Origin of the sequence: Lysobacter sp. Root667 (assembly GCF_001427715.1) — a bacterium.
In the GTDB taxonomy this organism is placed as follows: domain Bacteria; phylum Pseudomonadota; class Gammaproteobacteria; order Xanthomonadales; family Xanthomonadaceae; genus Lysobacter.
This window is the reverse complement of the sequence record NZ_LMHF01000015.1, coordinates 34757-59097: the sequence shown is the minus strand read 5'-3', so window position 1 is coordinate 59097 and position 24341 is coordinate 34757. Positions and strand designations below refer to the sequence as shown.

Here is a 24341-nt window from a genome sequence, read left to right as displayed (position 1 = left end):
CGTGTGACCACCGCGTTGGCGCTGGGCCTGGCCTGCGCGATGTGCGCGACCGCGCTGATCGCGGCCGACCCGGTATCCGCGATCGCGGTCGGGCCGGCCGGCTCGATCCGGCTGCCCGCCGACATCGAGGCCGAGGCGGCGATACCCGAGACCACCGGCAACGGCCAGCGCAGCGCGCATCCGCTGAGCCACACCCGCAACGGCAAGACCGCCAAGGCGATGCTGCTGCAATCCTGCGTGGCCGCACCGCCGGACCTGCGCTCGGAAAAGAACCTGGAAATCCTGATGAGCGGGCTGGCGGTGATGCAGCGCCAGACCTTGGGCAAGGTCAACGGCTGGGTGACGCTGGGCGCGCGGCGCGGCTATCGCATGGATTCGGTCCGCGACGCCAGCCAGGCCACTACGATGTGGATGGTACCCATGGGCGAGAAGATGGCCGTGCTGCGCTACGAGCGCCCGGTCGGCTTCGCGCTGGACGACGACATGATCGAAGCGATCGAGAGGATCGATTTCCGATGCGGCTCAACTCCCTGACCCGGCCCGCGTTCGCGACCCTGCTGGCGGCGGCCCTGTGGCTGCCGTCGCCGATCCTGCGCGCCGCCGACGGTGCCGACGAACGCGCCCTGGCCGCGAGCGCCTACGACCGGGTCAAGCCGATGCTGCGCGAGATGGCCAAGAAGGCCTACGTGGAAGGCCTGGCCAGCGGCGAGGCGAGCGCGTTCGAGGGCTGCAAGGCCGCGTCCACGCAACTGCGCGCCGAACTCGAGCGCGACACCCTGCCGGTGGTGCTGGAACTGTTCTTCAGCGCCGAGATGCGGCAACGCCTGGAGAACATCATGGTCGACGTCTACGACGCCGATCAGCTGCGCATCACCGCCGCCGGCGGCGACCCGCCGACCCGTCCGGAGCAGTCGGCCAAGCTCGCCAGCTCGTTTCAGGAACTCAGCGTGGATTTCCAGCAGCGCCTGGCCCAGGACAGCCGCATCACCGCCGCGCTCGCCAAGGCGATACAGAACGCGACCGCGCGGGTGGAACAATGCCGCGCCGAGCAGGGCGGTTGAGCAAAGAGTACCGCGGGCAGGCCTGAGGCCGCGCCGCCGCGATAGATCGCAATCACCACAAGGGGAAGGGACGTGTCGAACAAGGGAATTCTGTCTGCCGGCGCGCTGGCGCTGACCATCGTGCTGGGTATGGGCAGTGCGCAAGCGGCGGCGCCGACGAAATACGAGGCCGCGCTGGAACGCTATTACTCGATGACCTACGGCCATCAGATCGACCAGCTCAGCATCGAAGAGCTGTCGGAGAAGTTCCGCGAAGGCGCCATGTCCAAGCCCGAGGCCAAGAGCTGCCCGGCGCTGGGCAAGGCCATCGACGAATTCTCCAAGAACGAGTTCCGCAAGGCCATCACCGACTACTTCCATTCGCCGGAGCTCAAGGCCGAGATCATCGCCGCGATGCGCAAGCGCCTGACCGAGGCCGACTTGGACGCGTTTCTGGCCTTCGTCGACGCGCCGGCCGGCAAGCTCTACCTGGAGCACAGCCAGGCGTCGAATGTCGAAGTCGAGAAGGCGATCAACGACATGACCGACAAGATGGACCAGTCGCCGGCGTTCAAGACCATGATGACCGACATGGTGAGCAAGGTGGTGCCGGTGATGATGACCTGCAGCAAGAAGTAAGCCGGCGCCACGAAGCGTCGAGCGCCGCCGTCGATAGGGCACTAGCCTAAAGCAGGCTCTCCGTCTAAGCCCCTCTCCCGCCTGCGGGAGAGGGGTCTGGGTGAGGGCAAGCGGCAGCCCGTTCCAGCGTAGGATGCGCAAGCGTTCGCGGACGAGGTAGTTGGATGAATCCGATAGCGAGTTGGCATACGTATCCCGGCATGTTCCCGGCGCCGGCCGCGGTCGGGCCGTGCCCGATGTTCAGCGGCGCCGGGCATGACTCGCTGGACCGCGTTTGGCGCAAGCGGCCATGACGCGGCTGTCCCTGATCGCGGCCTTGGACCGCGACCGCGGCATCGGCCGCGGCAACGAACTGCCGTGGCGCTTGCCGGACGACCTCAAGCGCTTCAAGGCGCTGACCCTGGGCAAGCCGGTGCTGATGGGGCGCAAGACCGCGCAGTCGCTGGGCCGCGCCCTGCCGGGCCGGCGCAACCTGGTGCTGACGCGCTCGGGCGAGGTGCCGTACGCGGGCATGCAGGCGGTGGCCTCCGTCGAGGCCGCGCTCGCGGTCGCCGCCGAAGACGCGGCGCCGGAGCTGTGCGTGATCGGCGGCGGCGAGATCTACGCGCTGTGCCTGCCTGCCGCGACCCACATGCACCTGACCTACGTCGACACCGCGGTCGCGGACGCCGATGCGCACTTCCCGCGTTTCGACGCCGAGGAGTGGCGGGTGACCGCGCGCGAACGCCACGGCGCCGACGAGCGCCATGCGTTCGGGTTCGAGTTCGTCGACTACGTGCGCCTGGGCATGGATGCCTGAGGCGTATCGCCGCGCCGCAACGGTCGAATCGTAGGATGCGGTGAGCCGCAGGCGAACCGCATCGTCGCGCGAATCCGGAAACGACGACCCTGCGCTCGCCGCCGCAGCCTAGGGTGTGCTCGCGATCGCGCGATCCAGCACCGGCCGGTAATGCCCGGTGATTTCGTAAGCGAACAGCAAGTCGCCCTCTTCGGTGCCGCGCGCGATGTTGTGCAGGATCAGCGGGTCGCCGTCCCAGGACTTGCGGTCGGAGACGATGCCGATGTGCGGGGTGCCGCCGCCCAGGTCCCAGGTGACGAAGTCGCCCGGACGGTAGTCGGCGCCGCGCTCGCTGATCGGCTGCTGCCAGCCCTGGCGTTCGAACCAGCGCCGCAGGTTGGGCACGCGGCGATGGTCGATGCTGCGGTCGGTGCCGCGCGCGCCCCAGCTTTGCGGGTAGCGGGCGAAGTTGGCGCGCATGTCTTCGTGCAAGGCGCGCTGCAGGTCCAGGCCCTGGGTGCGCAGGGCGCGAATCACCACGTCGGTGCAGACGCCGCGGTCGGCGGCGACGTCGCCGCCTGGGTAGTCCAGGCGCACATAGGTCGGGTCGTAGTAGCGGACCACGCCGACCTGGGCGCGCGCCGCGCGCACCAGCGGGTGCGCGGGTGCGGCCCGCGTCGGTTGGGGCCGTTCGGCAGCGGCGCTCGCCGACGCGGCCGGCGGCGGCGCGGAAGGTTGCGGATCGGCGCAGCCCGCGCACAGGCCCGCGGCCAGCAAGGCGGCGGCTGCACTGCGCAACGCGGTTGCCGCTGCGGGGCTCACGCGGCCGGTCGCGGCGGGCGAGGCGGCCGTGGTTTGGGCGGGTTCGCCGGCACGTCGCGGCCCGGCACCTGGACGATGCGCAGCTCGTCGGTGTCCAACTGCAGTGCGGTGAGCTTGCCGCCCCAGACCGCGCCGGTATCGATCGCATGCACGCCGTGGCCGATGAACAGCCCCAGCGTCGACCAGTGGCCGCAGACGATCTTGAGGTCGCGTTCGGCCCGGCCCGGCACTTCGTACCAGGGGTACAGGCCGACCGGCTGGGTGCCCGGGCTGCCCTTGTCCTCGAACGCGATGCGGCCGCGCGGCGTGCAATAACGTAGGCGGGTGAAGATGTTGATGATCGCGCGGTGGCGGTCGATGCCGGCCAGCTTGGGGTTCCAGGCCGGGCGGTCGCCGTACATGTTCTTGAGCAGGCGCGGGTACTGATCGCTGCGCAGACGTTCCTCGATCTCGCGGGCGTGGCGCTCGGCGAGCTGGGTGGTCCACTTCGGCGCCAGGCCGGCGTGCACCATCATCCAACCCAGCTTGCGGTCGGAGTGGACCAGCTTCTGGCCGCGCAGCCAGCCCAGCAGTTCGTCGCGGTCTTCGGCCAGGACGATGCGCTGCAGGTCGGGATTGACCTTGCGCTGCTCCTCCTCGCGGCGTTCGCCGATGGCCAGCAGCGACAGGTCGTGGTTGCCCAGTACGACCACGCTGTTGGCGCGCAGGGAATGCACCAGGCGCAGGGTCTCCAGCGACTGGCCGCCGCGGTTGACCAGGTCGCCGCAGAACCACAGCTGGTCGCGGGCGGGATCGAAATTGATCCGCTCCAGCAAACGCTGAGTGGGGTCGTAGCAGCCTTGCAGGTCGCCGATGGCCCAGACGCTCATATCCGAATCGTTCCGTGCGTCAGTGCAGGGTGCGCGGCACGGTCAGGGTGAAGGCCGGTATCGGCGCTTCGAAGCGGGTGCCGTCGTCGGCGACCATCGCATAACTCCCCTCCATCGTGCCCAGGCTGGTTTCCAGCACGGCGCCGGAGGTGTACTCGAAGTCCTCGCCCGGCCGCAGCCACGGTTGCTCGCCGACCACGCCTTCGCCCTCGACCTCCTGGACCTTGCCGTTGGCGTCGGTGATGACCCAGTGGCGCGAGAGCAGGCGCGCGGGCACGCGCCCGGCATTGCGGATGTTGATGGTGTAGGCGAAGACGTAGCGGTCCTGCTCCGGCTCGGACTGATCGTCGAGGTAGCGGGTCGCGACGGCGATGTCGAAAGCGTAGTCGTGGCGGTGTTCCATGCCGGCAGTGTAAGCAAAGCGGGCATGAAGCGGGAATGAGCATTGCCGCGATCGCGCGCCCGGCCGCCGCGCGGGCGCGCCGGCGCGGCTCGGCGGCGTCGCGGCGCGCGTCAGTTTTCCGGCGCCAGGTCCTTGAGCGAATTGGCCAGGCGCACGAAATCCGCGACCTCGATCTGCTCGGCGCGTGCCTCGGGACGCACGCCGGCGGCTTCGATCGCGGCCGCGTCGCAGATCTGCGAGAGCGCGTTGCGCAGGGTCTTGCGGCGCTGGCCGAAGGCGTCGCGCACCACCCGCGCGAAACGCGCGTGGTCGTCGATGCCGATGCTGTCGGGCGCGCGCGGCACCAGCCGGACCACGGCCGAGTCCACCTTCGGCGGCGGCCGGAACGCGTGCGGCGGCACGTCGAACAGCGCGGTGACGTGGCAGTAGGCCTGCAGCATCACCCCGAGCCGGCCGTAGACCTTGCTGCCGGGGCCGGCGGCCATGCGGTCGACCACTTCCTTCTGCAGCATGAAATGCATGTCGACGATCGCCTCGGCGTGCTCCAGGGCATGGAACAGGATCGGCGAGGACAGGTTGTAAGGCAGGTTGCCGACCAGGCGGATCGGGCCGCCGTTGTGGGCGAGCGCGCCGAAGTCGACGGTGAGCACGTCGCGGTGGATGATCTCGAGCGTGCCGTGGGCGCGCGCGCCCTCGGTGAGCGGGAAGATCAGGTCGCGGTCGAACTCGATCACGGTCAGTTCGCCGTGGCGGTCCAGCAGCGGGTAGGTGATCGCGCCCTGGCCAGGGCCGATCTCGACCAGGCGCTCGCCGGGCTGCGGGTCCACCGCCTGCACGATCATCTCGATGATGCCGCGGTCGTGCAGGAAGTGCTGGCCGAGATGCTTCTTGGCGTCGGCGGTGAAGCCCTTGGCGTGGGACTTGGCGGTGCCGCTCATGGCGTCGCTCCGGTGTGGGCGCTGCTGTTGTGGGCGCCGCCGCTATGAGTGCCGCCGCCATGAGCGCGGCTGCGCACGATCCGGGCGCAGGTCTCGGCCGCGGCGATCAGGCTGGACGGGTCGGCCAGGCCGCGGCCGGCCAGGTCGAGCGCGGTGCCGTGGTCGACGGCGACGCGCGGGTAGGGCAGGCCCAGGGTCAGATTCACCGCGCGCTCGAAACCGCTGTACTTGAGCACCGGCAGGCCCTGGTCGTGATACATGGCCAGCACCGCGTCGAAACCGCGCAGCTTGGCCGGCAGGAAGGCGGTGTCGGCGGGCAGCGGGCCGATCAGGCGCATGCCTTCGGCGCGCAGCGCGGCCAGCACCGGTTCGATCACTTCGATTTCCTCGTGCCCCAGGTGCCCGGCCTCGCCCGCGTGCGGGTTGAGCCCGAGCACGGCGATGGTCGGCGCGGCGATGCCGAAGTCGCTGCGCAGGGCGGCGTCGACGATGCGCAGGGTGCGGGTCAGTGCGTCCGGCACGATCGCGTCGGCGACCTCGCGCAGCGGCAGGTGGGTGGTCGCCAGGGCGACCCGGACGATGTCGTTGGCCAGCATCATCACCACCTCGCGGCCGGCCTGCGCGGCCAGCAGTTCGGTGGTGCCGGTGTAGGGGATGCCGCCTTCGTTGATCGCGGCCTTGTGCACGGGGCCGGTGACCAGGCCGTCGCAGGCGCCGCTCAGGCAGGCCTGGGCGGCCTCGCGCAGGGCCTGGATCACGGCCGCGGCATTGCCGGGATCGGGTTCTCCGAACGCCGGCACGGTGGCCTGGGGAATCTCGACCAGCGACAGCTCACCGGGCCGCAGGGCCGCCTGGTCGGGCCGCAGCAGCTTCAGAGGCAGGTTCAGGGCCTCGGCCGCGGCGCGCAGGCTGCGCGGGTCGGCGTAGGCGGTCAGGGCGTAGTCGCGCGGCCGTTGGATCAGCCGCAGGCACAGCTCCGGCCCGACGCCGGCCGGCTCGCCCGGCACCAGCGCGAGCCGGGGCGGGGTCACTCAGCCGCCGCTGGCAGGCGCCGCGGGGGCATCGGCAGCGGCACCCTTGCCGACGCGGATGTCGACGAACGCTTCGCCGCGACGCTCGCGCAGGAAGCGGTTCCACTCGTCTTCGAGCTTGCGCCGGCCGATGGTCTCCTGGACCTGGGCGCGGCGGTTGCGGTCGCCGACGTCGGTCTGACGGCTGCCGGTGCGCTCGATGATGTGCCAGCCGGCCGGGGTGCGGACCGGTTGCGAGATCTGGTTGTCCTGCAGCGCGGCGACCGCGGTGCCGAATTCGGGGCCGAACTCGTCCTGGGAGAACCAGCCCAGATCGCCGCCCTTGCCGCGCGAATTCAGGTCTTCGCTGTCCTTGACCACTTCGGCGAAGTCGGCGCCGCCGGCCAGGCGCGCGCGCAGGGTGTCGGCCTTGGCCTTGGCCTGCGCGTCGGTGACGGTGTCGCTGGTGCGCACCAGGATGTGGCGGGCCTTGTACTGGGTGACCATGCTCGGCGCGCTCTGCGAGGCGTCGCGGGTCTCGACCAGCTTCAGCAGCTGGAAGCCGCTGGGGCCGCGGATCGGCGCGGTCACCTGGCCGGCGCTCATGCCGCGCATCAGCTCGGCGAACGCGTTCGGGATTTCGTCGGTGCTGCGCCAGCCCAGGTCGCCGCCTTCCAGCGCATTGGGGCTGTCGGAGTAGCGCACCGCGGCCGCGGCGAAGTCCATCTCGCCCTTGTCGATCAGGGCCTTCACGCCCTCGATCTTCTTCTGCGCGGTGGCGATCTGCTCGGCGGTGGCGCCCTCGGGCAGGCCGACCAGGATGTGGGCGAGGTGGTACTGGGTGCCGGAATTGGCCTGGGCGGCCAGGGCGGCGTCGATTTCGGCGTCGCTTACCGAGACCCGGGTCTGGGCGAAACGCTGGCGCAGGCGCTGGGTCAGCAGTTCGTCGCGGATCGAGGTGCGGAATTCGCTGTAGGTGCCGCCGTCGCGGGCCAGCTGCTGGCGCAATTGCTCCAGGCTGATGCGGTTCTGCTGGGCGATGCCGGCGATGGCCTGGTCGATTTCCTGGTCGGTCACGCGCACGCCGCTGTTCTGCGCGTAGGCGACCTGGATCTTGAGCAGGATCAGGCGTTCGAGCACCTGCCGTTCCAGCACGTCGCGCGGCGGCAGCTGGCCTTCGCGGCCGGCGTACTGGGCCAGGATGTTGGTCACGGCGCGGTCGAGTTCGGTCTTGAGGACCACGTCCTCGTCCACCACCGCGGCGATACGGTCGATCGGCTGCACTTCCTGGGCGAATACCGCGCCGACGGGCAGGAGCGCCCCGCCGGACAGCACGCCGGCGGCCAGGACACACGCGAATAGTTTCTTCATAGGGTCGGGTCGGGGGTGGGGTCGTTCTGGCCGCGGGTCACGGACGAGGGCGGCACGAGATAGAGATCGTCGCGATCGTAACCGAGGATAGCACGGCGCAATACCCGCTCCGTGTTCTGTCCGGCGGAGCCTAGGCCCTTCAGTTCGAACTCGACCTGAAGCGAATTATTGAGGTCGCCGGAGCGGTCGCGCAGATAGCGGCGGGCGACCACGCGCACCGCCAGGCAGCAGCTTTCCCACTGCAGGCCGGCGATCTGTTCGAGCGGCTTCTTGTCCAGCAGCGAGTAGTAATAGCGGCCGACCACGGACCAGTTCTCGTTGAGCGGATACAGGAACGAGAGGTCGGCCTGCTTCAGCAGGTCCTTGCGGTCGACCGGGTTGCGGCGGTAGCGGTAGCCGAGGTTGACGATGCCGGCGTCGCCGAACAGGTAGCGTGCGCGCAGGCTGGCTAGGTCCTGGCCGCGGAACTTGGGGTTGTACTGGTAGGTGCCGTTGATGGTCCAGCGGTCGCTGGGCGACACGCTGACGTCGGCGACCCAGGCCGACTTGCCCTGTTCGATCGGGCTTTCGCCCGGCACGGTGACCCGGCTGTCGTCGAAGTACTGGATCTGGCCGATGCTGGCCGACAGGCGTTCGCGGCCGTCGTCCTCGCTGATCAGGCGCGTGGTCAGGGCCACGGTGAGCTGGTTGGCGTCGGTCTGGCGGTCGGCGCCGGTGTAGCGGTTGTCGCGGAACAGCTGGCCCCAGCTGAAGGTCATGGGGTCGGTGTCGAAGATCGGCAGGCTGTCCTGGTTGCGATAGGGCGCGCGCAGGTAGAACACGCGCGGTTCCAGGGTGTGCAGGTAGCGGTCGCCGCGGATGGTGGTGTCGCGGTCGAAGTACAGGCCGGCGTCGACCGAGGTGATCGGCAGGCTGCGCGTGGGCGACTTGTCGTAGAAGCGCGCGTCCAGGTCCGGGGTGTAGGCGATGCCCTGGGCGGCGGCGTAGGCGAGGGCGTTGGTGGTCGCCAGTTGGCGCGCCTTGGCCGCTTCCAGCTCGTAGGCGGTGTAGCGCCAGGCCAGCTTGGGCCGGATGAACCAGCTCGCGCCTTCCAGCGGCAGGGATACGTAGGGCTTGAAGTCGAAGCGGCTGCCGCCGGGCAGGGCGACGTCGCGGTCGAACAGTTTCTCGTCGCTGTGCTGGAAGCGCACTGCTTCGGTGTCCAGGCCGGCTTCGAACCACTTGCCGAACGGCTGCGACCAGCGGAAGTAGGCGCGCGGCAGACGGTCGTAGGGCAGGCTGCGTTCGGTCAGGGTGTAGTCGGCGAGCTGGTAGTGGTCGGCCATGAAGCCGGCCTCCCAGTGGCGGCCACGGCCGAACAGGCCGATGTCGCTGCGGATCGAATAGGCCGACACGCCGTACAGGCTGTTGCTGAAGTCCTGCAGGTAGTACTTGTCGCTGACCCAGGACAGGTTGGTGCTGGCGTACCAGCTGGCGTCCAGGCTGTGGCTGGCCTTGAGCGCGAACTGGCCGCGGTTCTTGTCCGGCAGCTCGCTTTCCGGCAGCTGCACGTTGCGGTAGTCGAAATAGCGCGACGGCCGGTCGCCCGGCAGATTGTCGCTGGGCATGAAGTTGGCGTAGACCTCGCCCTTGCCCTCCGGGTACAGCCAGCGGAACTCGCCGCCGAGCACGCCGCCGCGCTTGGCCATGATGCGCGGGTACAAGGTGGCGTCGTAGTTCGGCGCCAGGTTGAGGTAGATCGGCTGCTTGTAGTCGAAGCCGTTCTTGCCCGACAGCGAAATCCCCGGATACAGCAGGCCGGTCTGGCGGCGCTCGTCGATCGGGAACTTGAACCACGGCACGTACAGCACCGGCACCTTGCCGATGTGCAGGGTCGCGTTGTGGGCCACGCCGAAACCGTCGTCGGTGTCGAGGTTGATCTGGCTCGCGCGCAGCTCCCACACCCGCTGGTCGGGCGGGCAGGTCGAATAGGTCGAGCCGGTCAGCTTGCCTTTGGCGCCGGTCAGGTCGATGCGCTCGGCGCCGCCGTTGCCGCGACGCTGGGTCAGCTGGTACTGCACGTCTTCGATGCGGTGGGTGTCGGCGTTCTGGTCGCCTTCGGCGCGTTGCGCGGTCATGCGCATGCCGGCGTCCTGGTAGCGGACGTTGCCCTCGGCGACGTATTTGCTGGTTTCTTCGTTGTAGGACAGCTTGTCGGTGCCCAGGAACTGGTCGCCGCGGCTGAGCTTGACGTTGTCCTGGACGACGATGTCCTGCTCGTTGCTGGCGCGCGCCAGGGTGCCGCCGGCGATGTCGGTGGGCTTGTCGGTGCGCTGGTCGGCGGTGCCGACCGGGGCCGGGGCGTCGGTGAACGCAGGCACCACGTCCTGGATCGGGCACAGGCCCCAGTTCTCGTCGTCTTCGCCGGCGGTGGCCTGGGAAGGCAGCGCGATGGCGATGCACAGCGACAACGGGAGCAGGCGTAGGGGTTTGCGCACGCGGCCATCCGGTGGACAGAAATCGGCCGTTAGCTTGCCGCATCCCATCCAGGGGGGCAACGCGAAACACGGGTTTCCGGCCCGCCTCGTTCATCTTGTCGTGCGGACGCGGCGATCGGCCCCCGGCAAGGCCGTGCCCGACGGTGCCGGAGGCTGCGCCGGGGTCGGGCGGCCAAGGCGTCCGCGCCCTGTCGAAAGCCCGCGGCCCGCAAGCCCCCAAGAGCGCGCGGGCCGCTGGCCTGGCCTCAGGGCTGGCCCTTGGCCTTGCCGTCGCCCTTCAGATAGGTGTCGAGGAAGACCAGGATCTTGCCGTAGCCCTCGATCTGGTTCTTCTTCTTGCTGAAGCCGTGGCCTTCATCGTCGAACACGACGTACTCCACCGGCACACCGTTCTTGCGCACCGCGGCCACGATCTCGTCGGACTCGGGCTTGATCACGCGGGGGTCGTTGGCGCCCTGCAGCACCATCAGCGGCTTGTTGATCTTGTCGGCGTGGAACAGCGGCGAGGTCGCGATCAGGAAATCGCGCTGGGTGGCCGGGTCGCCGACCTCCTTGTACAGCGCCAGGCGGATGTTCTCCCAGTACGGCGGGATGCTCTCCAGCGTGCGCAGCCAGTTGGTGACGCCGAAGATGTCGACGCCGACCTTGAACTCGTCGGGATGGAAGGCCAGCGCCGCCACGGTCATGTAGCCGCCGTAGCTGCCGCCGATGATGCCGATGCGGTCCGGGTCGACGTAGTCCAGCGACTGCAGGTACTGCTTCGCCGAGATCGTGTCCTGCAGCGGTTCGCGGCCGTGCTTGCCGTCGTCGGCGGCGAAGAAGGTCTTGCCGTAGCCGGAGCTGCCGCGGTTGTTGATGCCCAGCACCACGTAGCCGTGGTTGGCCAGGAACTGGATCACGGCGCTGTGGGCGCGCGTGGTCTGGCCGCCGGGGCCGCCGTGCACCCACACCAGCGCCGGCGCCTTGGCGGCCGGCGAAGCCTGGTGCGGCTTCCACAGGATGTTGGGGACCGACAGGCCGTCGAAGCTCTTGAAGCGCACCACCTGCGAATCGACCAGGTCGCTGGCGGCGATCGCCGGATTGAGCGAATGGGTGAGCTGCCTGGGTTCGCCGCCGAAATCCAGCACGTACAGATCGTTGGGCTGGCGGTCGCCGTTGAGATAGAACGCCAGGCGCTTTTCCGAACGCGAGATGCGCAGGTTGCGGATTTCGCCCGACGGCAGTTTCGGCAGCGCGACCTGGCGCCCGCTGGCGTGGTCGAAGACCTGGATCGCGGTGCTGCCGTCTTCGTTGATCGCGACCACGCGGTATTTGCCGTCGTGGGAGAAGTAGGCGTCGGTGATGTCCCAGTCGGCCTGCTGCACCGGCTCGTGCTTGCCGCTCGCCAGCTCGACCCGGCGCAGCTGGGCGAACTCGCCCTGGTCGTTGGCGGTGTAGTACAGCCACTTCGAGTCGGGGCTGAAGTCCTGGCCCGAGAACTGGGCCTGGCCGCTGTGCACGGAGACCTTGGTGGCCTTGCCGCTGGACAGCTCGGCCACGAACAGGTCGGAGTCGTTGGTGGTGTGGGTCTTGGACAAGGCGATCCAGCGCTCGTCGGCGGAGATCGGGCCGATCTCGTAGGCGTCGGCATTGCGATACACCAGCTCGCGCGTGTAGTCGCCGCTGTCGTAGCGGTACAGGTCGAACACCTTAGGGTCGCGTTCGTTGCTGCTGACGTAGAAATGGCGGCCGTCGTGGCTGAAGCCGGCGAAGCTGGCCTTGAGCTTGTCGCCCGGGGTCAGGTCGCGCTCCTTGCCGTCGCTGCCGATCGCGTAGAGATGGTTGAGTTCGTTGCCGCCCTGGTCGCGGGTGACCAGCACGCGGTCGTCGTCGGGGAAGTAGGACACCGCGTAGGTGCTGTCGACGGTCGAGCGCGTCACCGGTGTCCATTCGCCGCCGCCGACCGGCATCGAATAGGCATTCCAGATGCCGGACTTGTTGGACGAGAACAGCAGCCGGCTTTCGTCGGCCGAGAACGAGGCGCCGGACACGCCGATCGAATCGATGAAGTCCTGGATGCCGTACTGCTTGCTGGGCAGTGCCGCCGCGGCGCTGGCGGCAACGGCGGGCGCGGACATCGCGGGAGAGGGCGCGCGCGTGCCGGCGATGGCGGCCAGCGGCAGCGCGGCCAGCGCCAGGGCGAGGGACAGCGGCGTACGGACGAAACCGGAGCGGGTCATGGGACGTTCCTTGTGATGACGATCGCTACGCAGGCGCGTGGGCGGCCGTGCGACGGGGCCCGGCAGCCAGAGCTGCCCGGTGCTGATCCGAATATAGGCCGGGCGGGCGCGGCGCCGGTAGCCCGGCCGCGAGAATTCGCCGCTCAGGCCGGCGCCGCTCAGGCCGGCGCGGATCAGGCCGGCGCGGATCAGGCCGGCGCGGAAGCGCCGAGCATCGCGCCCACGTGCGCGACCGCGCATTCGCGCAAGGCCGCCAGGTCGTAGCCGCCTTCGAGCATCGAGATCACCCGGCCGCGCGCATGTTTGTCGGCGATCGCGACCAGTTCGGCGGTGATCCACCGGTAGTCGTCGCCGTCCAGTTCCAGTTGCGCGAGCGGATCGCGGCGATGGGCGTCGAAGCCGGCCGAGATCAGCAGCAGTTGCGGCCGGAACGAGTCGATCGCCGGCAGCAGGCGTTCGCGCCAGACCTGGCGGAAGGTCGCGCTGCCCGCGCCCGGCGGCAGCGGTGCGTTGATGACGTTGCCGACCCCGCGTTCGTCGGCGTAGCCGGTGTCGGGGTACAGCGGCATCTGGTGCGAACTCACGTACAGCACGCGCGGATCGGTGTCGAAGATCGCCTGGGTGCCGTTGCCGTGGTGGACGTCGAAATCGATCACCGCGACCCGCGCCAGGCCGTGCTTGTCGCAGGCGTGGGCGGCGGCGACGGCGATGTTGTTGAACAGGCAGAAGCCCATCGCGGCCGAGCCGGTGGCGTGATGGCCGGGCGGGCGCACCGCGCAGAACACCCGGGTTTCCTCGCCTTTGAGCACCGCATCGACCGCGGCCACGCCGGCGCCGGCGGCGCGCAGCGCGGCTTCGGCCGAGCCCGGCGCGAGCACGGTGTCGGGATCCAGCTGCATCGGTCCGTCGACGACGGTGTCCAGCACCAGCGCCAGCAGGGCGTCGTCGTGGGCACGCAGCAACTGGCCGCGGCTGGCGCTGGGCGCCTCGTGCCAGTCCAGCGCGGCGAAGGATTCGCGCAGCGCCTCGGTGACCGCAACCAGGCGCAGCGGCCGCTCGGCATGGCCCGGACCCGGGTCGTGGCGCGTGCAGGCCGGGTGCGTGTAGACGCGCATCGCTAGCCCTTGCGGCGCTCGTGGTTCCAGATCACCTCGCCGTGGCCGCTGGCGCGCGCCAGCACCCGGGCCAGCACGAACAGCAGGTCGGAGAGGCGATTGAGGTAGCGCACGGCCTCGGGCCGCACCGCTTCCAGGCGCGACAGCGCCACGGTCTCGCGTTCGGCGCGACGCACCACGGTGCGCGCGATGTGGCAGCGCGCCGCGGCTTCGCCGCCGCCGGGCAGGATGAAATCCTTCAGCGCCGGCAAGCCGTCGTTATGAGCGTCGAGCCACTGTTCGAGACGGTCGATGTCGGCGTCGAAGATCGCGGCGTGGCCGGGGATGCACAGCTCGCCGCCGAGGTCGAACATCTGGTGCTGGATCGCGACCAGCTGATCGCGGATCGCCGTGGGCAGCTCGCTGGCCAGGACCAGGCCGATGCAGGAGTTGGCCTCGTCGACCGTGCCGTAGGCATCGACCCGCGCCGAATCCTTGCCGACGCGGTTGCCGTCGCCCAGACCGGTGCTGCCGTCGTCGCCGGTGCGGGTGTAGATCTTGGAAAGGCGGTTGCCCATCGCGCGCTGCGGATCAGCGCTTGTCGGCCAGATCGCCGGCGCCGGCTGTGGCCTTGCCGGCCGAGGCGACGATCGCGTGCACCACCACGGCGATGCCGACATAGGTCGCGGCGGTCTGCATGTAGGGCAGCAGCCACTGGAAGTAGTTCGCGGCCCAGCCGGCGACGGTCTTCTCGGCCACCGAGGCCGACAGCCAGTAGAAGCTGCCCTGGCTGAGCAGCTGGCAGACCATGGTCGAGGCGACCAGCGCCGCCGCGGTCAGCGCCAGCGTGCGCCAGCTGCGCGAGTAGCGGCGCGCGACGAACAGGCCGCCGGCCCACATCGCGAAGTACGCCGGCACCAGGAACCAGTACGCGGCCGAGACGCAGTAGTGCTGCCAGAAGCTCTGGCCCTGGCCGGTGATCACCGCGTAGTCCACCGCCACCGCCAGCGCCATCAGCGCCGGGAACGCCCAGCGCGTCCACTGGCGCAGGTAGAAGCCGCCGATGAAGAACACGGCCCAGGAGGCATCGGGGATCGGCGCCCAGTGGTTGACGCGCGTGGCGACCATCAACAGGGCCAGCAGGGCGAGGATCAGACTGCGTTGGGTGGTGGGCTTCATGGCTAAGGCTCCCGACGCCGGACTGGCGCGCCAATCCGCCCATTCTAAGGAACCTGCGGCGAAAGTGCCGCTTTCGCCCGGCAAGCGCCTGATCCGAGGGCGCCGGCGGGGCGCGAAACCGCGAATGCGCGCGCCGGCCACGGATTCGGCACGGACGCGGTCGTATCATGAACGCATGACCCAAGATGCCCATGCGCCCACCGATCCGGCGCAGACCCTTCACGATGTGCTGATCGTCGGCGGCGGCCTGGTCGGCGCCAGCCTGGCGATCGCCCTGGACCGCAGCGGCCTGGATGTCGGCCTGGTCGAGGCGGCGCCGCCCGGCGCCCTGCCGGCGGTGTTCGACGAGCGCAACCTCAGTTTCGCCGAAGCCACCGTCAACGCCTTGGGCGCACTGGGCGTGCTGCAGAAGCTGCGCGCGCCCAGCGGTGCGATCCGGCGCATCCACATCAGCCGGCGCGGCGATTTCGGCCGCAGCCTGCTCGACGCCCAGCGCTACGGCCGCGACGAGTTCGGCCGGGTGGTGACCGCGCGCGATTTCGGCGCCGCCCTGGAAGCGCGCCTGGCCGAACTGCCGCGCCTGCAGCGCTATCGCCCGGTGCGCTTCGTCGGCCTGGCCGAGGACGACGGCCGCAGCCGCGCGGTCCGGGTCGCCGACGGCGCCGGCGAACGCATCCTGCGCACGCGCCTGCTGGTCGCCGCCGACGGCACCCGCAGCGGCGTGCGCGAGGCGCTGGGCATCGGCGTGGACGAATACGACTACGAGCAGACCCTGTTCGTGACCCGATTGCGTGCCGAACGCGCGCCCGACGGCACCGCCTACGAACGTCTGAGCGAGGGCGGCCCGACCGCGCTGCTGCCGCGCGGCGATGGCCACTACGGCCTGGTCCACGGCGTGCGCCGGGAGCAGGCCGACGCGGTGGCGGCGCTGGACGAGGCCGGCTTCCTGGCCCATGTCCAGGAAGCGTTCGGCTGGCGCATCGGCCGTTTCCTGGCCTGCGGCACGCGCAGCGCCTATCCGGCGATCCGGGTGCTGGCGCAGCGCCGCAGCGCGGCGCGCGCGCTGCTGGTCGGCAACGCCGCCCAGACCATCCATCCGATCGGTGCCCAGGGCTTCAACCTCGGCCTGCGCGATGCGCTGACCCTGGCCGAACTGATCGAAACCGCGTTGGCCGCGCACGGCGAAGTCGATTGCGGCGCCGCGGCGCTGCTGGACGATTACGAACGCCGCCGGCGCGAGGACTGCGAACGCACCGTGGCGTTCTCCGACGGCCTGGCCCGGATCACCGCCAACGAATCGCCGCTGCTGCGGCCGCTGCGCAGCCTGGGCCTGTTCGCGGCCGACCGCCTGCCGTCGGCGCAGGCTTACCTGGTCGGCGGCGCGATGGGCTATCGCGGCGACGTGCCGGCGCTGTGCCGCGGAGAACGCGCATGAGCCGGCGCGGTCCGCTGGATGTGCTGGTGGTCGGCGCCGGCGTGGTCGGCGCCGCGGCCGCGCTCGCGTTCGCGCGCGACGGCCTGGAGGTCGCCCTGGTCGAAAGCCGCGAACCGCCGCACTGGCGCGAGGACGCGCCGGACCTGCGCGTGTACGCGTTCGCGCCCGACAACGCCGCGCTGCTCGACGGCCTGGGCGTCTGGAAGGGCGTGACCGATGCGCGCGCGCAGCCGTATCGCGCGATGCGGGTCTGGGATGCGGCCGGTGGCGGCGAACTGAGCTTCGAGGCCGACGCCTTCGGCCGCCGCGAACTGGGTTGGATCGTCGAGCACGGCCTGCTGGTCGACCGCCTGTGGGCGGCCTTGCCCGCGGCCGGCGTGCGCCTGTACTGCCCGGAGCAGGTGACCGGCCTGGAACAGGCGCCCGACGGCGACAGCGCCGAACTGCTGTTAGCCGGCGGCACGCGCCTGCGCGCCCGGCTGGTGCTGGCCGCCGACGGCGCCGAATCGCAACTGCGCAGCCTGGCCGGCATCGAGGCGCCCGCGCACGACTACGGTCAGCGCGGCCTGGTGGCGTTCGTCGATCACGAACTGCCGCACCAGGCGACCTGCTGGCAGCGCTTCCTGCCGACCGGGCCGCTGGCGTTCCTGCCGTATGCCGGTCACGGCGGCCGCCGCAGTTCCATCGTCTGGACCCTGCCCGACGCGCAGGCCGAACGCTTGCTGCAGGTCGAAGACGCGGAGTTCCTGCGCGAGCTCGGCCATGCCTTCGGCGGCCGCCTCGGCGCCGCCACCGCAGTGTCGCGCCGGGTGGCGTTTCCGCTACGCCGGCAGCTGGCGCAGAAGTACGTGAGCGGCCGCGTCGCCATCGCCGGCGACGCCGCGCACGTGGTGCATCCGCTGGCGGGGCAGGGCGTGAACCTGGGGCTGCGCGATGTCGCCGCGCTGCGCAAAGTGCTCGCCGACGCGCAGCGACGCGGCGCCGACCTCGGCGGCACGTCGCGACTGCAGCGCTGGGAGCGCGAGCGCCGCAGCGAAAACGCGCTCGCCGCCTACGGCTTCGACGGCCTCAATCGACTGTTCTCCAACGACGCCGTCGCCGCGACCCTGCTGCGCGGTCCGCTGCTGGGCCTGGCCGGCAAGTTGCCGCCGGTCACGCACGCGTTCTGGCGGCGCGCGGCCGGCGTGTAGCGGCGCGTTGCGCTAGGGTGGCTCCGATTTTCTCGGGGGCCGTCACTATGGCGACGATCAGGCGCACGCGCATCGCGCTCCACTTCGCTGGGCTCGCCTACGCCTGGCCGATGCTGGCCTGGGCGATGACGCAATGCCCGCCGAGCCAGGACGGGCGATCCTGGACGATGACCGCGCTGGCAGCGCTGGTCTTGCTGGGGTTCGGCTTGGCCGGCGCGATGGTACCGGTCGCGAGTTTCCGCGCCACCGCCGGTACGCACCGGCTGCGGCGGGCGTTGCTCCTGCTGCTAGCGCTGTTGGGCATGCTGGCCGTGTGGCTGCTGGGACTGTGGGTCTTCTTCTTCGCCTTCGTGTTGACCTGCGCGACCTTCTAGCGTCGCCGCTCGCGACGGCCTCAGTCGAGGTAAGACTGCGGCCGCCGGATCAGCAGATACAGCGCCACCGCCACGCCGACCAGCGCCACCGCCATCACGTAGTAGGCGGGCGCCATCCCGCCCAGGCCGCGCATCCACGGCGAAGACAGCAGCGGCGGGGTGAGCGCGCCGAACACGGCGTAGGCGACGTTGTACGAGAACGACAGGCCGGAGAAGCGCACCGGCGCCGGGAATGCGGCCACCATCACCGCCGGTATCACTCCGACCACGCCGACGAAGGTGCCGGCCAGCGCGTACATCAGCAGGAAGTGCCGGGCGCCGTGGTTGAGGTCGTAGTACAGCGCGTAACTGCTCAGCAGCACCCCGACCGCGCCGATCAGCAATGCCTGCACACGTCCGATCCTGTCGGCCAGCAGACCGGCGCCGACCGCGCTCAGGGTCAGACAGAATGCGGCCAGGCTGTTGCCGAGGAAGGCCTGCGACGGCGCGATGCCGAAGCGTTGCTGGACGATGGTCGGCGTCATCAGGATGATCACCACGATCGCCGCGGTCAGCAGCCAGGTCACCAGCATCGACAGCGCCACGCCGCCCGCGTGCTCGCGCAGCACCCGTTTCAAGGGCAATTCCTGAACCAGCTGGCGGCTCTCGCGCATCGCCGCGAACACCGGCGTCTCGCTGAGCCAGCGCCGCAGGTAGACGGCGAAGAAGCCGAACACGCCGCCGATCAGGAACGGCAGGCGCCAGGCCCCGTCCAGCACTTCGGCCGGGGCGAACCAGGTGTTGACCGCGGCCGAGATCAGCGAGCCGATCAGGATGCCGGCGGTGAGTCCGGCCGACAGGCTGGCGCAGGCGAAGCCGACCCGCTTGGACGGCACGTGCTCGGCGACGAAGGTCCAGGCGCCCGGCACTTCGCCGCCGATGGCGATGCCCTGGACGATGCGCAGCGCCAGCAGCAACAGCGGAGCCGCGACGCCGATCTGCGCATACACCGGCAACAGGCCGATGCCCAGAGTCGGCAGCGCCATCAGGAATACGCTCAGGGTGAACATGCGCTTGCGCCCGGAGCGGTCGCCGAAGTGGGCCATGACGATGCCGCCGATCGGCCGCACCAGGTAACCGGCGGCGAAGATGCCGTAGACCTGCAGCGTCGACAACCAGCCCGGCATGTCCGGCGGGAAGAACAGCTGGCGCAGGCTTTCGGTCAGGAATACGAAGATGACGAAGTCGTAGAACTCCAGCGCGCCGCCCAGCGCAGCCAGGGAAAGCGTGCGCAGGTCCTTGCGATCCAGGGCGCGCGCGACGGGCGCGGAGATCGTCGCGGAGACATCGGTCATCGGGCGTCGGCGGCGGAGGATGGAAGCGGCAATGTACGACAAAGGCTCAGCGGCGAGTGCGCGTGGGTTTGCGTTTCGCGGGGCGGGGATGGCGCAGGCGATCTGTTTGGTGGCGCGGCGGTGACCGCGCCGCCGGCTCGGCCGGCTCGCACGACGATGCGGTTCGCTGCGCTCACCGCATCCTACGAATGGCCTATGTGGCGACGCCCCGGCGGACCGGGGCGTCGCGGTGTTGCGTGTGGAACGTATTGGTTTACATGCGGCCTTCGAGTTCGCTCGGGCTCAGATACCCGTCGCTGTCGGCGTCGAGCAGCAGGAAGTCCGCGGTCAGTGCGGCGTGGCCGCCGGCCTCGGTGCGATTGATGCGGCCGTCGCGGTCGCTGTCGAGGGCACCGAAGTCGATCCGGTAGCCGACGCTGGCGCGTGCCGACATCGGCGGTGCGGTGGTTGCCTGGGTGGTGGCCGCGGCTGCGGCCTGCGCGCGCATGCTGGCGTCGGTGGCCGCGCTGCTGGCGTCGCGCGCCGCAGCGGCGGCCTGGCCGGCCTCGGCGGCGGCGGCGACCGGATTGGCGCCGGTCTGGGCCGCGGTTTGCGCGGCCTGCGCTTCCTGCGCTGCGCTGGTCGCGCGATGCGCCGCGGTCTGCGCGGCGATCGAGGACTGCTTGGCCTGATAGGACGTGGCGGCCGCGGTCGCGGCGCCGTGTTCGGTGGCCGCACCGGCCTTGTGCGTCAGCGCGGCGTCGCGCGCCGCGGCCTGCGCGGCCTCGGCGTCGTCGCGTGCGGTGCGGGCATCGTCGACTGCGATCTTGGCGTCGGTGGTGGCGTTGATCTGCGCGCCGACCTTGGACTTGGCCTGCGCCAGCGCCTGCGTGCTCAGGCCGGTGGCGGCGAGCGCCAGGGCCAGCAGAGTGATCCGACTCAGGGATGTGGCGTGTTTGCGGGCATGCCTGTTCATCGTGACCTTCGTGCGGGTGGGGGAGTGGCGACCCTAGACCCCCCGCGGTCAATCCGATGTAAACGAGCGAAACGCCGGCTGAACGGCGCCGTCGCAGCATGAACGACGGCGAATGCGGCCTTCAGCGCGGACGCGCGTACACGGTGATCTCTTCGCGATCGTGATACAGCTGGCGCGCGCGCACGATCAGCGGTCGGTGGGTCTGGTGTTCGAACAGTTCCAGGCACACCCGCGTTTCTTCCCAGCGCTTCTTCATCGGCAGCTTGAGGTTGAAGATCGTCTGCCGGCACCAGCCTTCGCGCAGCCAGGTCGCCATGCGCTCGGCGACGCGGCTGGGTTGTTCGACCATGTCGCAGACCATCCAGTCCATCGTCCGTCGCGGCTGCCACTGGAAACCGTCGGCGCGCAGATGATCGACGCGTCCGCTGTCGAGCAGGGCCTGGCGCAGCGGACCGTTGTCGACCGACGTGACCTTCATGCCGTTGCGCATCAGCACCCAGGTCCAGCCGCCGGGCGCGGCGCCCAGGTCGGCCGCCTGCATGTTGTCGCGCACCAGGCGTTCGCGTTCCTCGTCGTCGAGCAGGGTCAGCAGCGCTTCTTCCAGCTTCAGCGCCGAGCGGCTGGGCGCATCCGGATGCATGCGCAGGCGCGGGATGCCCAGCGGCCACGGCGAGGCGTCGCGGGTGTCGGCGACGGCGACCACGGCATGGTCGCCGTCGAGGAAGACGATATGCAGGCGTGGACGTTGGCTGTCGTCGCTGGCGCTGAGCCGGCCGGCCTTGCGCAGCGCCGGGCGCAGCGCATTGCCGAAACTGCGCGCCAGGCCGGCCAGCGGCTTGCCGGCATCGGAATCGGGGTGTTCGACCCACAGCTCGCCGTAGAGCGCCGGTGCGCCGTCGGCCGCGGCGGCGTCGAGCGCGGCCAGGATCGGGGTGATGCGGTCGCGCGGATCCAGCCCGCGCAGGTCGGCCAGGCGCAGCAGCTTCTGTCGCGCGAAGATCAGCTTGTCCAACGGCAGTGCGCGCGCCAGCGCCGCCGGGTCCTCGCACAGGAACTCGACATAGCCGCTGCCGCGTTCGGTCCGGGCGTATCCCGGGTGGCCGGCGACGGCCGCGCGCTCGCCCAGTTCGGCCGCGAGTTCGGGCTCGAAGCCGGCGCGGCACCAGCAGAACAGCGCTTGCTCGGTCATCGTTTGAACTCGTTGTGGTGTGAAGAGGTAGCAGCGGCGTGAGCCGCGACCGCGCCGGCGCGAAGCTGACGCGAGTTCGACGCGGGACGGTCGCAGCTTGCGCCGCCTCTGCCCAAAGCGGAGCGTCGCCGTCAGTAAGCCACGCCGCTCTCGCCGTAGCGGCGCAGCACGTCGCGCGCCGCGTCGCGGTGCAGATCGCGGCGCACCGCGATGCCGCGGCGCTCGAGTTCGCCGATCCAGTCCGCGGGCAGCGGACCTTCGTCGAACTCGGTCAGCGCCATCACGTCTTCCGAGCGCGCGCCGATCAGCAAGGTGTCGATACCGGCCCAGAAGCTGGCGCCGTAGCACATGCAGCAGGGCTGGGCCGAAGTCGCCAGGGTGGTCGCCCCGGTTTCGTTGAGGCGGTAACGGCCGGTCGCGGTCTGCGCGGTCATGAAGGCCATCATCTCGGCGTGCGCGACCGAACAGGTCTGCGGCACCACCCGGTTCACGCCCACGCCGATCACCCGGCCCTGCTGATCGAACACCGCCGCGCCGAACGGGCCGCCGCTGCCGAGCTCGATATTGCGTCGCGACAGCTCCACCGCCAGCGCGACCTTGTCCTCGTCGCTGGCGTACAGGCGCTCGCGGTCGACGGCGCCGTCGATCCAGTCCGGCAGCAGCAATTCGACCCGCGCCTGCAGCGGAGCGGCGGACGCGCTCACATCGGTTCCCCGTGCTGGCCGGCGACGCCGCGGCACTCGCCCTGGACGCAGGCGCAGCCGGCGATCACCGGCGAGCCGCACATCGACATCTTGCCTTCCTTCGCGCACTGCGCCATCACCGCCGACGGATCGGCCGGGCTGCCGCGATTGACGCAGGCGTTGAACTGGCCGCAGCAGTTGCCGACGTTCTTGACCACGCAGTCGCTGTCGCTGGCGCAGCTCAAGTCCATCGCGATAGCGACCGGCTCCAGCGCTTCGGAGTGCACGCCGGGCGTCGGAAACTGCGGGGCCGGCGCCGGTGCGGGCGTTTCGGCGGCGGTCGCGGGCGAGGCGGGCGCAGCGGCCGGCGCGGCGGCATCGGCCGCCGGTGCCGGTGCCGGTGCCGGCGAGGAACAGGCGGCCAGCAGCGTCGACAGCAGGGTGGTCAGCAGCAGGAGGGCGAGTCGGCGCATCGTCATCGGTCTCAGGCCTTGCTGGCCCAGGTGTCGCGCAAGGTCACGCTGCGGTTGAACACCGGGCGGTCGGCGCGGTGGTCGTAGCGGTCGGCGACGAAATAGCCGACGCGCTCGAACTGGAACGCGGTCTCGGGCGCGGCCTGGGCGGCGGCCGGTTCGACGTAGCCGGTGACGGTGCGGCGCGAGTTCGGGTTGAGGTGGTCCTGATAGGTCTTGCCGTCGCTGTCGTCGTCCGGCGCGGCGACGTCGAACAGGCGGTCGTACAGGCGCACTTCGGCCGCGACGGCGTGGCGCGCGCTGACCCAGTGGATGGTGCCCTTGATCTTGCGGTCGGCGCCGGCCATGCCGGGACGCGACTCGGGATCTAGCGTGCCGCGCAGCTCGACGATCTCGCCGGCCTCGTTCTTGATCACTTCGTCGCAGCGCAGGATGCCGGCGCCGCGCAGGCGCACTTCGCCGCCCGGGATCAGGCGCTTGTAGCCCCTGGGCGGGACTTCCTCGAAGTCCTCGCGCTCGATCCACAGCTGGTTCGAGAACGGCACCCGGCGTGCGCCGAAGCTCTCGTCCTTGGGGTGGTTGCCGAAGTGCAGCGACTCTTCGTGGTCGTCGCCCAGGTTGGTGATGACCAGCTTCAGGGGATCGATCACCGCCATGCGCCGCGCCGCGGCCGCGTCGAGGTCCTCGCGCAGGCAGCCTTCCAGCACCGAGTAGTCGATCACCGAATTCTGCTTGCTCACGCCCAGGCGCTCGGCCCACAGGCGCAGCGAGGCCGGGGTGTAGCCGCGGCGGCGGATGCCCTGCAGGGTCGGCATGCGCGGGTCGTCCCAGCCGTCGACCAGTTTTTCCTGCACCAGCACCATGAGCTTGCGCTTGCTCATCACGGTGTAGGTGAGGTTGGCGCGCGAGAACTCGATCTGGCGCGGGATCGCGGCTTCGTTCGGCAGGCCCTTGGCCAGCAGCGGCGCCAGCAGATCCGGCGAATTGGGCAGATCGACCCGGGCCACGCACCAGTCGTACAGCGGACGGTGGTCCTCGAACTCCAGGGTGCACAGCGAATGGGTGATGCCTTCGCAGGAGTCGCTGAGCGAATGCGCGAAGTCGTACATCGGGTAGATCGGCCAGGCGTCGCCGGTGTTCTGGTGGGCGACCTTCTTGATCCGGTACAGGGCCGGGTCGCGCAGGTTGATGTTGCCCGAGGCCATGTCGATCTTGGCGCGCAGGGTGCGCGCGCCGTCGGCGAACTCGCCCGCGCGCATGCGCCGGAACAGGTCCAGGTTCTCTTCGACGCTGCGGTCGCGATAGGGCGAGTTGCGGCCCGGCTCGTTCAGGCTGCCGCGATACGCGCGCACTTCCTCGGCGCTGAGATCGCAGACGAAGGCGTCGCCCTGGCGGATCAGCTTCTCGCCGGCCAGGTAGAACAGTTCGAAATAGTCCGAGGCGTGGCGCAGTTCGGCCCACTCGAAGCCCAGCCAGCGCACGTCCTGCATGATCGCTTCGACGTACTCGGGGTCTTCCTTGGCCGGGTTGGTGTCGTCGAAGCGCAGGTTGCAACGGCCGCCGAACTCGCCGGCGATGCCGAAGTCCAGGCAGATCGCCTTGGCGTGGCCGATGTGCAGGTAGCCGTTGGGTTCGGGCGGGAAGCGGGTGCGGATGGCCGCGTGCTTGCCCGAGGCCACGTCCTCGCGAACGATTTGCCGGATGAAGTCGTTCCTGGCCGGCGCGGCGTCGGTGGTGGGATCGGTGGCGGGTGCGGACTCGACGGACATGCGGCACTTACGGGGAGGAGAGAACGAGCAGTTTAGCCGCTGCCGGGTTTCCGTGCCCTGTCGGAGCTGGCGCCGCAGGCAAAGCGACACCGCTTTGGGG

The 24341-nt window shown here is 70.2% G+C and carries 23 protein-coding genes and 1 pseudogene; 7 read left to right on the top strand and 17 right to left on the bottom strand.

The window, feature by feature from the left end:
- The first annotated feature begins 3 nt into the window (after window positions 1-3).
- The 4 genes from ASD78_RS17980 to ASD78_RS17965 all read left to right on the top strand — a co-directional run bounded on the left by ASD78_RS17980 (window position 4) and on the right by ASD78_RS17965 (window position 2478).
- A complete protein-coding gene (locus ASD78_RS17980) occupies window positions 4-534 on the top strand; it encodes a hypothetical protein (protein WP_056104003.1) in 531 nt (176 codons plus the stop codon).
- Window positions 516-1061, top strand: coding sequence for a hypothetical protein (locus ASD78_RS17975; RefSeq protein WP_056104000.1), 546 nt, complete (start codon window positions 516-518; stop codon window positions 1059-1061). Before ASD78_RS17980 ends, ASD78_RS17975 begins: the two co-directional genes overlap by 19 nt.
- Window positions 1062-1133: 72 nt before the next feature.
- On the top strand, window positions 1134-1679 hold the full coding sequence (locus tag ASD78_RS17970; RefSeq protein ID WP_056103997.1) for a hypothetical protein: 546 nt from the start codon (window positions 1134-1136) through the stop codon (window positions 1677-1679).
- Between the two features lie 289 nt (window positions 1680-1968).
- Complete coding sequence (locus tag ASD78_RS17965; RefSeq protein WP_200944263.1) at window positions 1969-2478, top strand: dihydrofolate reductase; 510 nt, start codon at window positions 1969-1971, stop codon at window positions 2476-2478.
- Between the two features lie 108 nt (window positions 2479-2586).
- Here the strand turns inward: ASD78_RS17965 and ASD78_RS17960 are convergent, their stop codons facing one another.
- From ASD78_RS17960 to ASD78_RS17910, 11 genes and pseudogenes are all read right to left on the bottom strand, one after another.
- Window positions 2587-3279: a DUF1287 domain-containing protein gene (locus ASD78_RS17960; protein WP_235566540.1), complete on the bottom strand. Its 693-nt coding sequence runs from the start codon at window positions 3277-3279 to the stop codon at window positions 2587-2589.
- 50 nt (window positions 3280-3329) lie between these two features.
- Window positions 3330-4148: pseudogene (locus ASD78_RS17955) on the bottom strand (symmetrical bis(5'-nucleosyl)-tetraphosphatase); the annotation flags it as partial.
- Between the two features lie 19 nt (window positions 4149-4167).
- On the bottom strand, window positions 4168-4551 hold the full coding sequence (apaG, locus tag ASD78_RS17950; protein ID WP_055900614.1) for a Co2+/Mg2+ efflux protein ApaG: 384 nt from the start codon (window positions 4549-4551) through the stop codon (window positions 4168-4170).
- Window positions 4552-4661: 110 nt separating this feature from the next.
- A complete protein-coding gene (gene rsmA, locus ASD78_RS17945) occupies window positions 4662-5489 on the bottom strand; it encodes a 16S rRNA (adenine(1518)-N(6)/adenine(1519)-N(6))-dimethyltransferase RsmA (RefSeq protein WP_055900617.1) in 828 nt (275 codons plus the stop codon).
- Window positions 5486-6520 carry a 4-hydroxythreonine-4-phosphate dehydrogenase PdxA gene (gene pdxA / locus ASD78_RS17940; protein ID WP_082575706.1) on the bottom strand — a complete coding sequence of 345 codons (1035 nt, stop codon included), beginning with the start codon at window positions 6518-6520 and terminating at the stop codon, window positions 5486-5488. Before pdxA ends, rsmA begins: the two co-directional genes overlap by 4 nt.
- The gene (locus ASD78_RS17935) at window positions 6521-7870 is read right to left on the bottom strand and encodes a peptidylprolyl isomerase (protein ID WP_056103991.1); all 1350 of its coding nucleotides are present in this window, start codon (window positions 7868-7870) and stop codon (window positions 6521-6523) included.
- Complete coding sequence (lptD, locus tag ASD78_RS17930) at window positions 7867-10347, bottom strand: LPS assembly protein LptD (RefSeq protein WP_055900623.1); 2481 nt, start codon at window positions 10345-10347, stop codon at window positions 7867-7869. Before lptD ends, ASD78_RS17935 begins: the two co-directional genes overlap by 4 nt.
- Before the next feature lie 245 nt (window positions 10348-10592).
- Window positions 10593-12806 carry a S9 family peptidase gene (locus ASD78_RS17925; protein WP_235566539.1) on the bottom strand — a complete coding sequence of 738 codons (2214 nt, stop codon included), beginning with the start codon at window positions 12804-12806 and terminating at the stop codon, window positions 10593-10595.
- The gene (locus ASD78_RS17920; RefSeq protein ID WP_055900627.1) at window positions 12755-13681 is read right to left on the bottom strand and encodes a histone deacetylase family protein; all 927 of its coding nucleotides are present in this window, start codon (window positions 13679-13681) and stop codon (window positions 12755-12757) included. The genes ASD78_RS17925 and ASD78_RS17920 overlap by 52 nt, the downstream gene beginning before the upstream one ends.
- Before the next feature lie 2 nt (window positions 13682-13683).
- Window positions 13684-14238, bottom strand: a complete 555-nt coding sequence (locus ASD78_RS17915; protein ID WP_056103989.1) for a cob(I)yrinic acid a,c-diamide adenosyltransferase — start codon at window positions 14236-14238, stop codon at window positions 13684-13686.
- A 13-nt stretch (window positions 14239-14251) separates the two neighbouring features.
- Entirely contained in the window at window positions 14252-14839 is a 588-nt protein-coding gene (locus ASD78_RS17910) for a hypothetical protein (RefSeq protein WP_055900633.1), read from the bottom strand.
- A gap of 175 nt (window positions 14840-15014) precedes the next feature.
- Between ASD78_RS17910 and ubiH the strand changes: the two genes are divergently transcribed.
- Genes ubiH through ASD78_RS17895 form a run of 3 tightly spaced genes read left to right on the top strand, consistent with a single transcriptional unit; the run spans window position 15015 to window position 17838 of the window.
- The gene (gene ubiH, locus ASD78_RS17905) at window positions 15015-16274 is read left to right on the top strand and encodes a 2-octaprenyl-6-methoxyphenyl hydroxylase (RefSeq protein WP_056103988.1); all 1260 of its coding nucleotides are present in this window, start codon (window positions 15015-15017) and stop codon (window positions 16272-16274) included.
- On the top strand, window positions 16271-17464 hold the full coding sequence (locus ASD78_RS17900; protein ID WP_055900641.1) for an FAD-dependent oxidoreductase: 1194 nt from the start codon (window positions 16271-16273) through the stop codon (window positions 17462-17464). Before ubiH ends, ASD78_RS17900 begins: the two co-directional genes overlap by 4 nt.
- A 47-nt stretch (window positions 17465-17511) precedes the next feature.
- On the top strand, window positions 17512-17838 hold the full coding sequence (locus tag ASD78_RS17895) for a hypothetical protein (protein WP_056103985.1): 327 nt from the start codon (window positions 17512-17514) through the stop codon (window positions 17836-17838).
- 20 nt (window positions 17839-17858) lie between these two features.
- On the opposite strand, the gene ASD78_RS17890 is transcribed toward ASD78_RS17895, so the two are convergent.
- From ASD78_RS17890 to ASD78_RS17865, 6 genes are all read right to left on the bottom strand, one after another.
- Window positions 17859-19172: an MFS transporter gene (locus tag ASD78_RS17890; protein ID WP_056103982.1), complete on the bottom strand. Its 1314-nt coding sequence runs from the start codon at window positions 19170-19172 to the stop codon at window positions 17859-17861.
- A 253-nt stretch (window positions 19173-19425) separates the two neighbouring features.
- Window positions 19426-20127, bottom strand: coding sequence for a hypothetical protein (locus ASD78_RS17885; RefSeq protein ID WP_055900649.1), 702 nt, complete (start codon window positions 20125-20127; stop codon window positions 19426-19428).
- Between the two features lie 121 nt (window positions 20128-20248).
- Window positions 20249-21316 carry a 23S rRNA (cytidine(2498)-2'-O)-methyltransferase RlmM gene (rlmM, locus tag ASD78_RS17880; RefSeq protein ID WP_056103979.1) on the bottom strand — a complete coding sequence of 356 codons (1068 nt, stop codon included), beginning with the start codon at window positions 21314-21316 and terminating at the stop codon, window positions 20249-20251.
- Between the two features lie 131 nt (window positions 21317-21447).
- Window positions 21448-22020: a nucleoside deaminase gene (locus ASD78_RS17875; protein ID WP_200944261.1), complete on the bottom strand. Its 573-nt coding sequence runs from the start codon at window positions 22018-22020 to the stop codon at window positions 21448-21450.
- Window positions 22017-22472, bottom strand: coding sequence for a hypothetical protein (locus tag ASD78_RS17870; protein WP_156087866.1), 456 nt, complete (start codon window positions 22470-22472; stop codon window positions 22017-22019). The genes ASD78_RS17875 and ASD78_RS17870 overlap by 4 nt, the downstream gene beginning before the upstream one ends.
- An 11-nt stretch (window positions 22473-22483) precedes the next feature.
- On the bottom strand, window positions 22484-24241 hold the full coding sequence (locus ASD78_RS17865; protein WP_056103973.1) for a glutamine--tRNA ligase/YqeY domain fusion protein: 1758 nt from the start codon (window positions 24239-24241) through the stop codon (window positions 22484-22486).
- Between the last annotated feature and the right edge of the window lie 100 nt (window positions 24242-24341).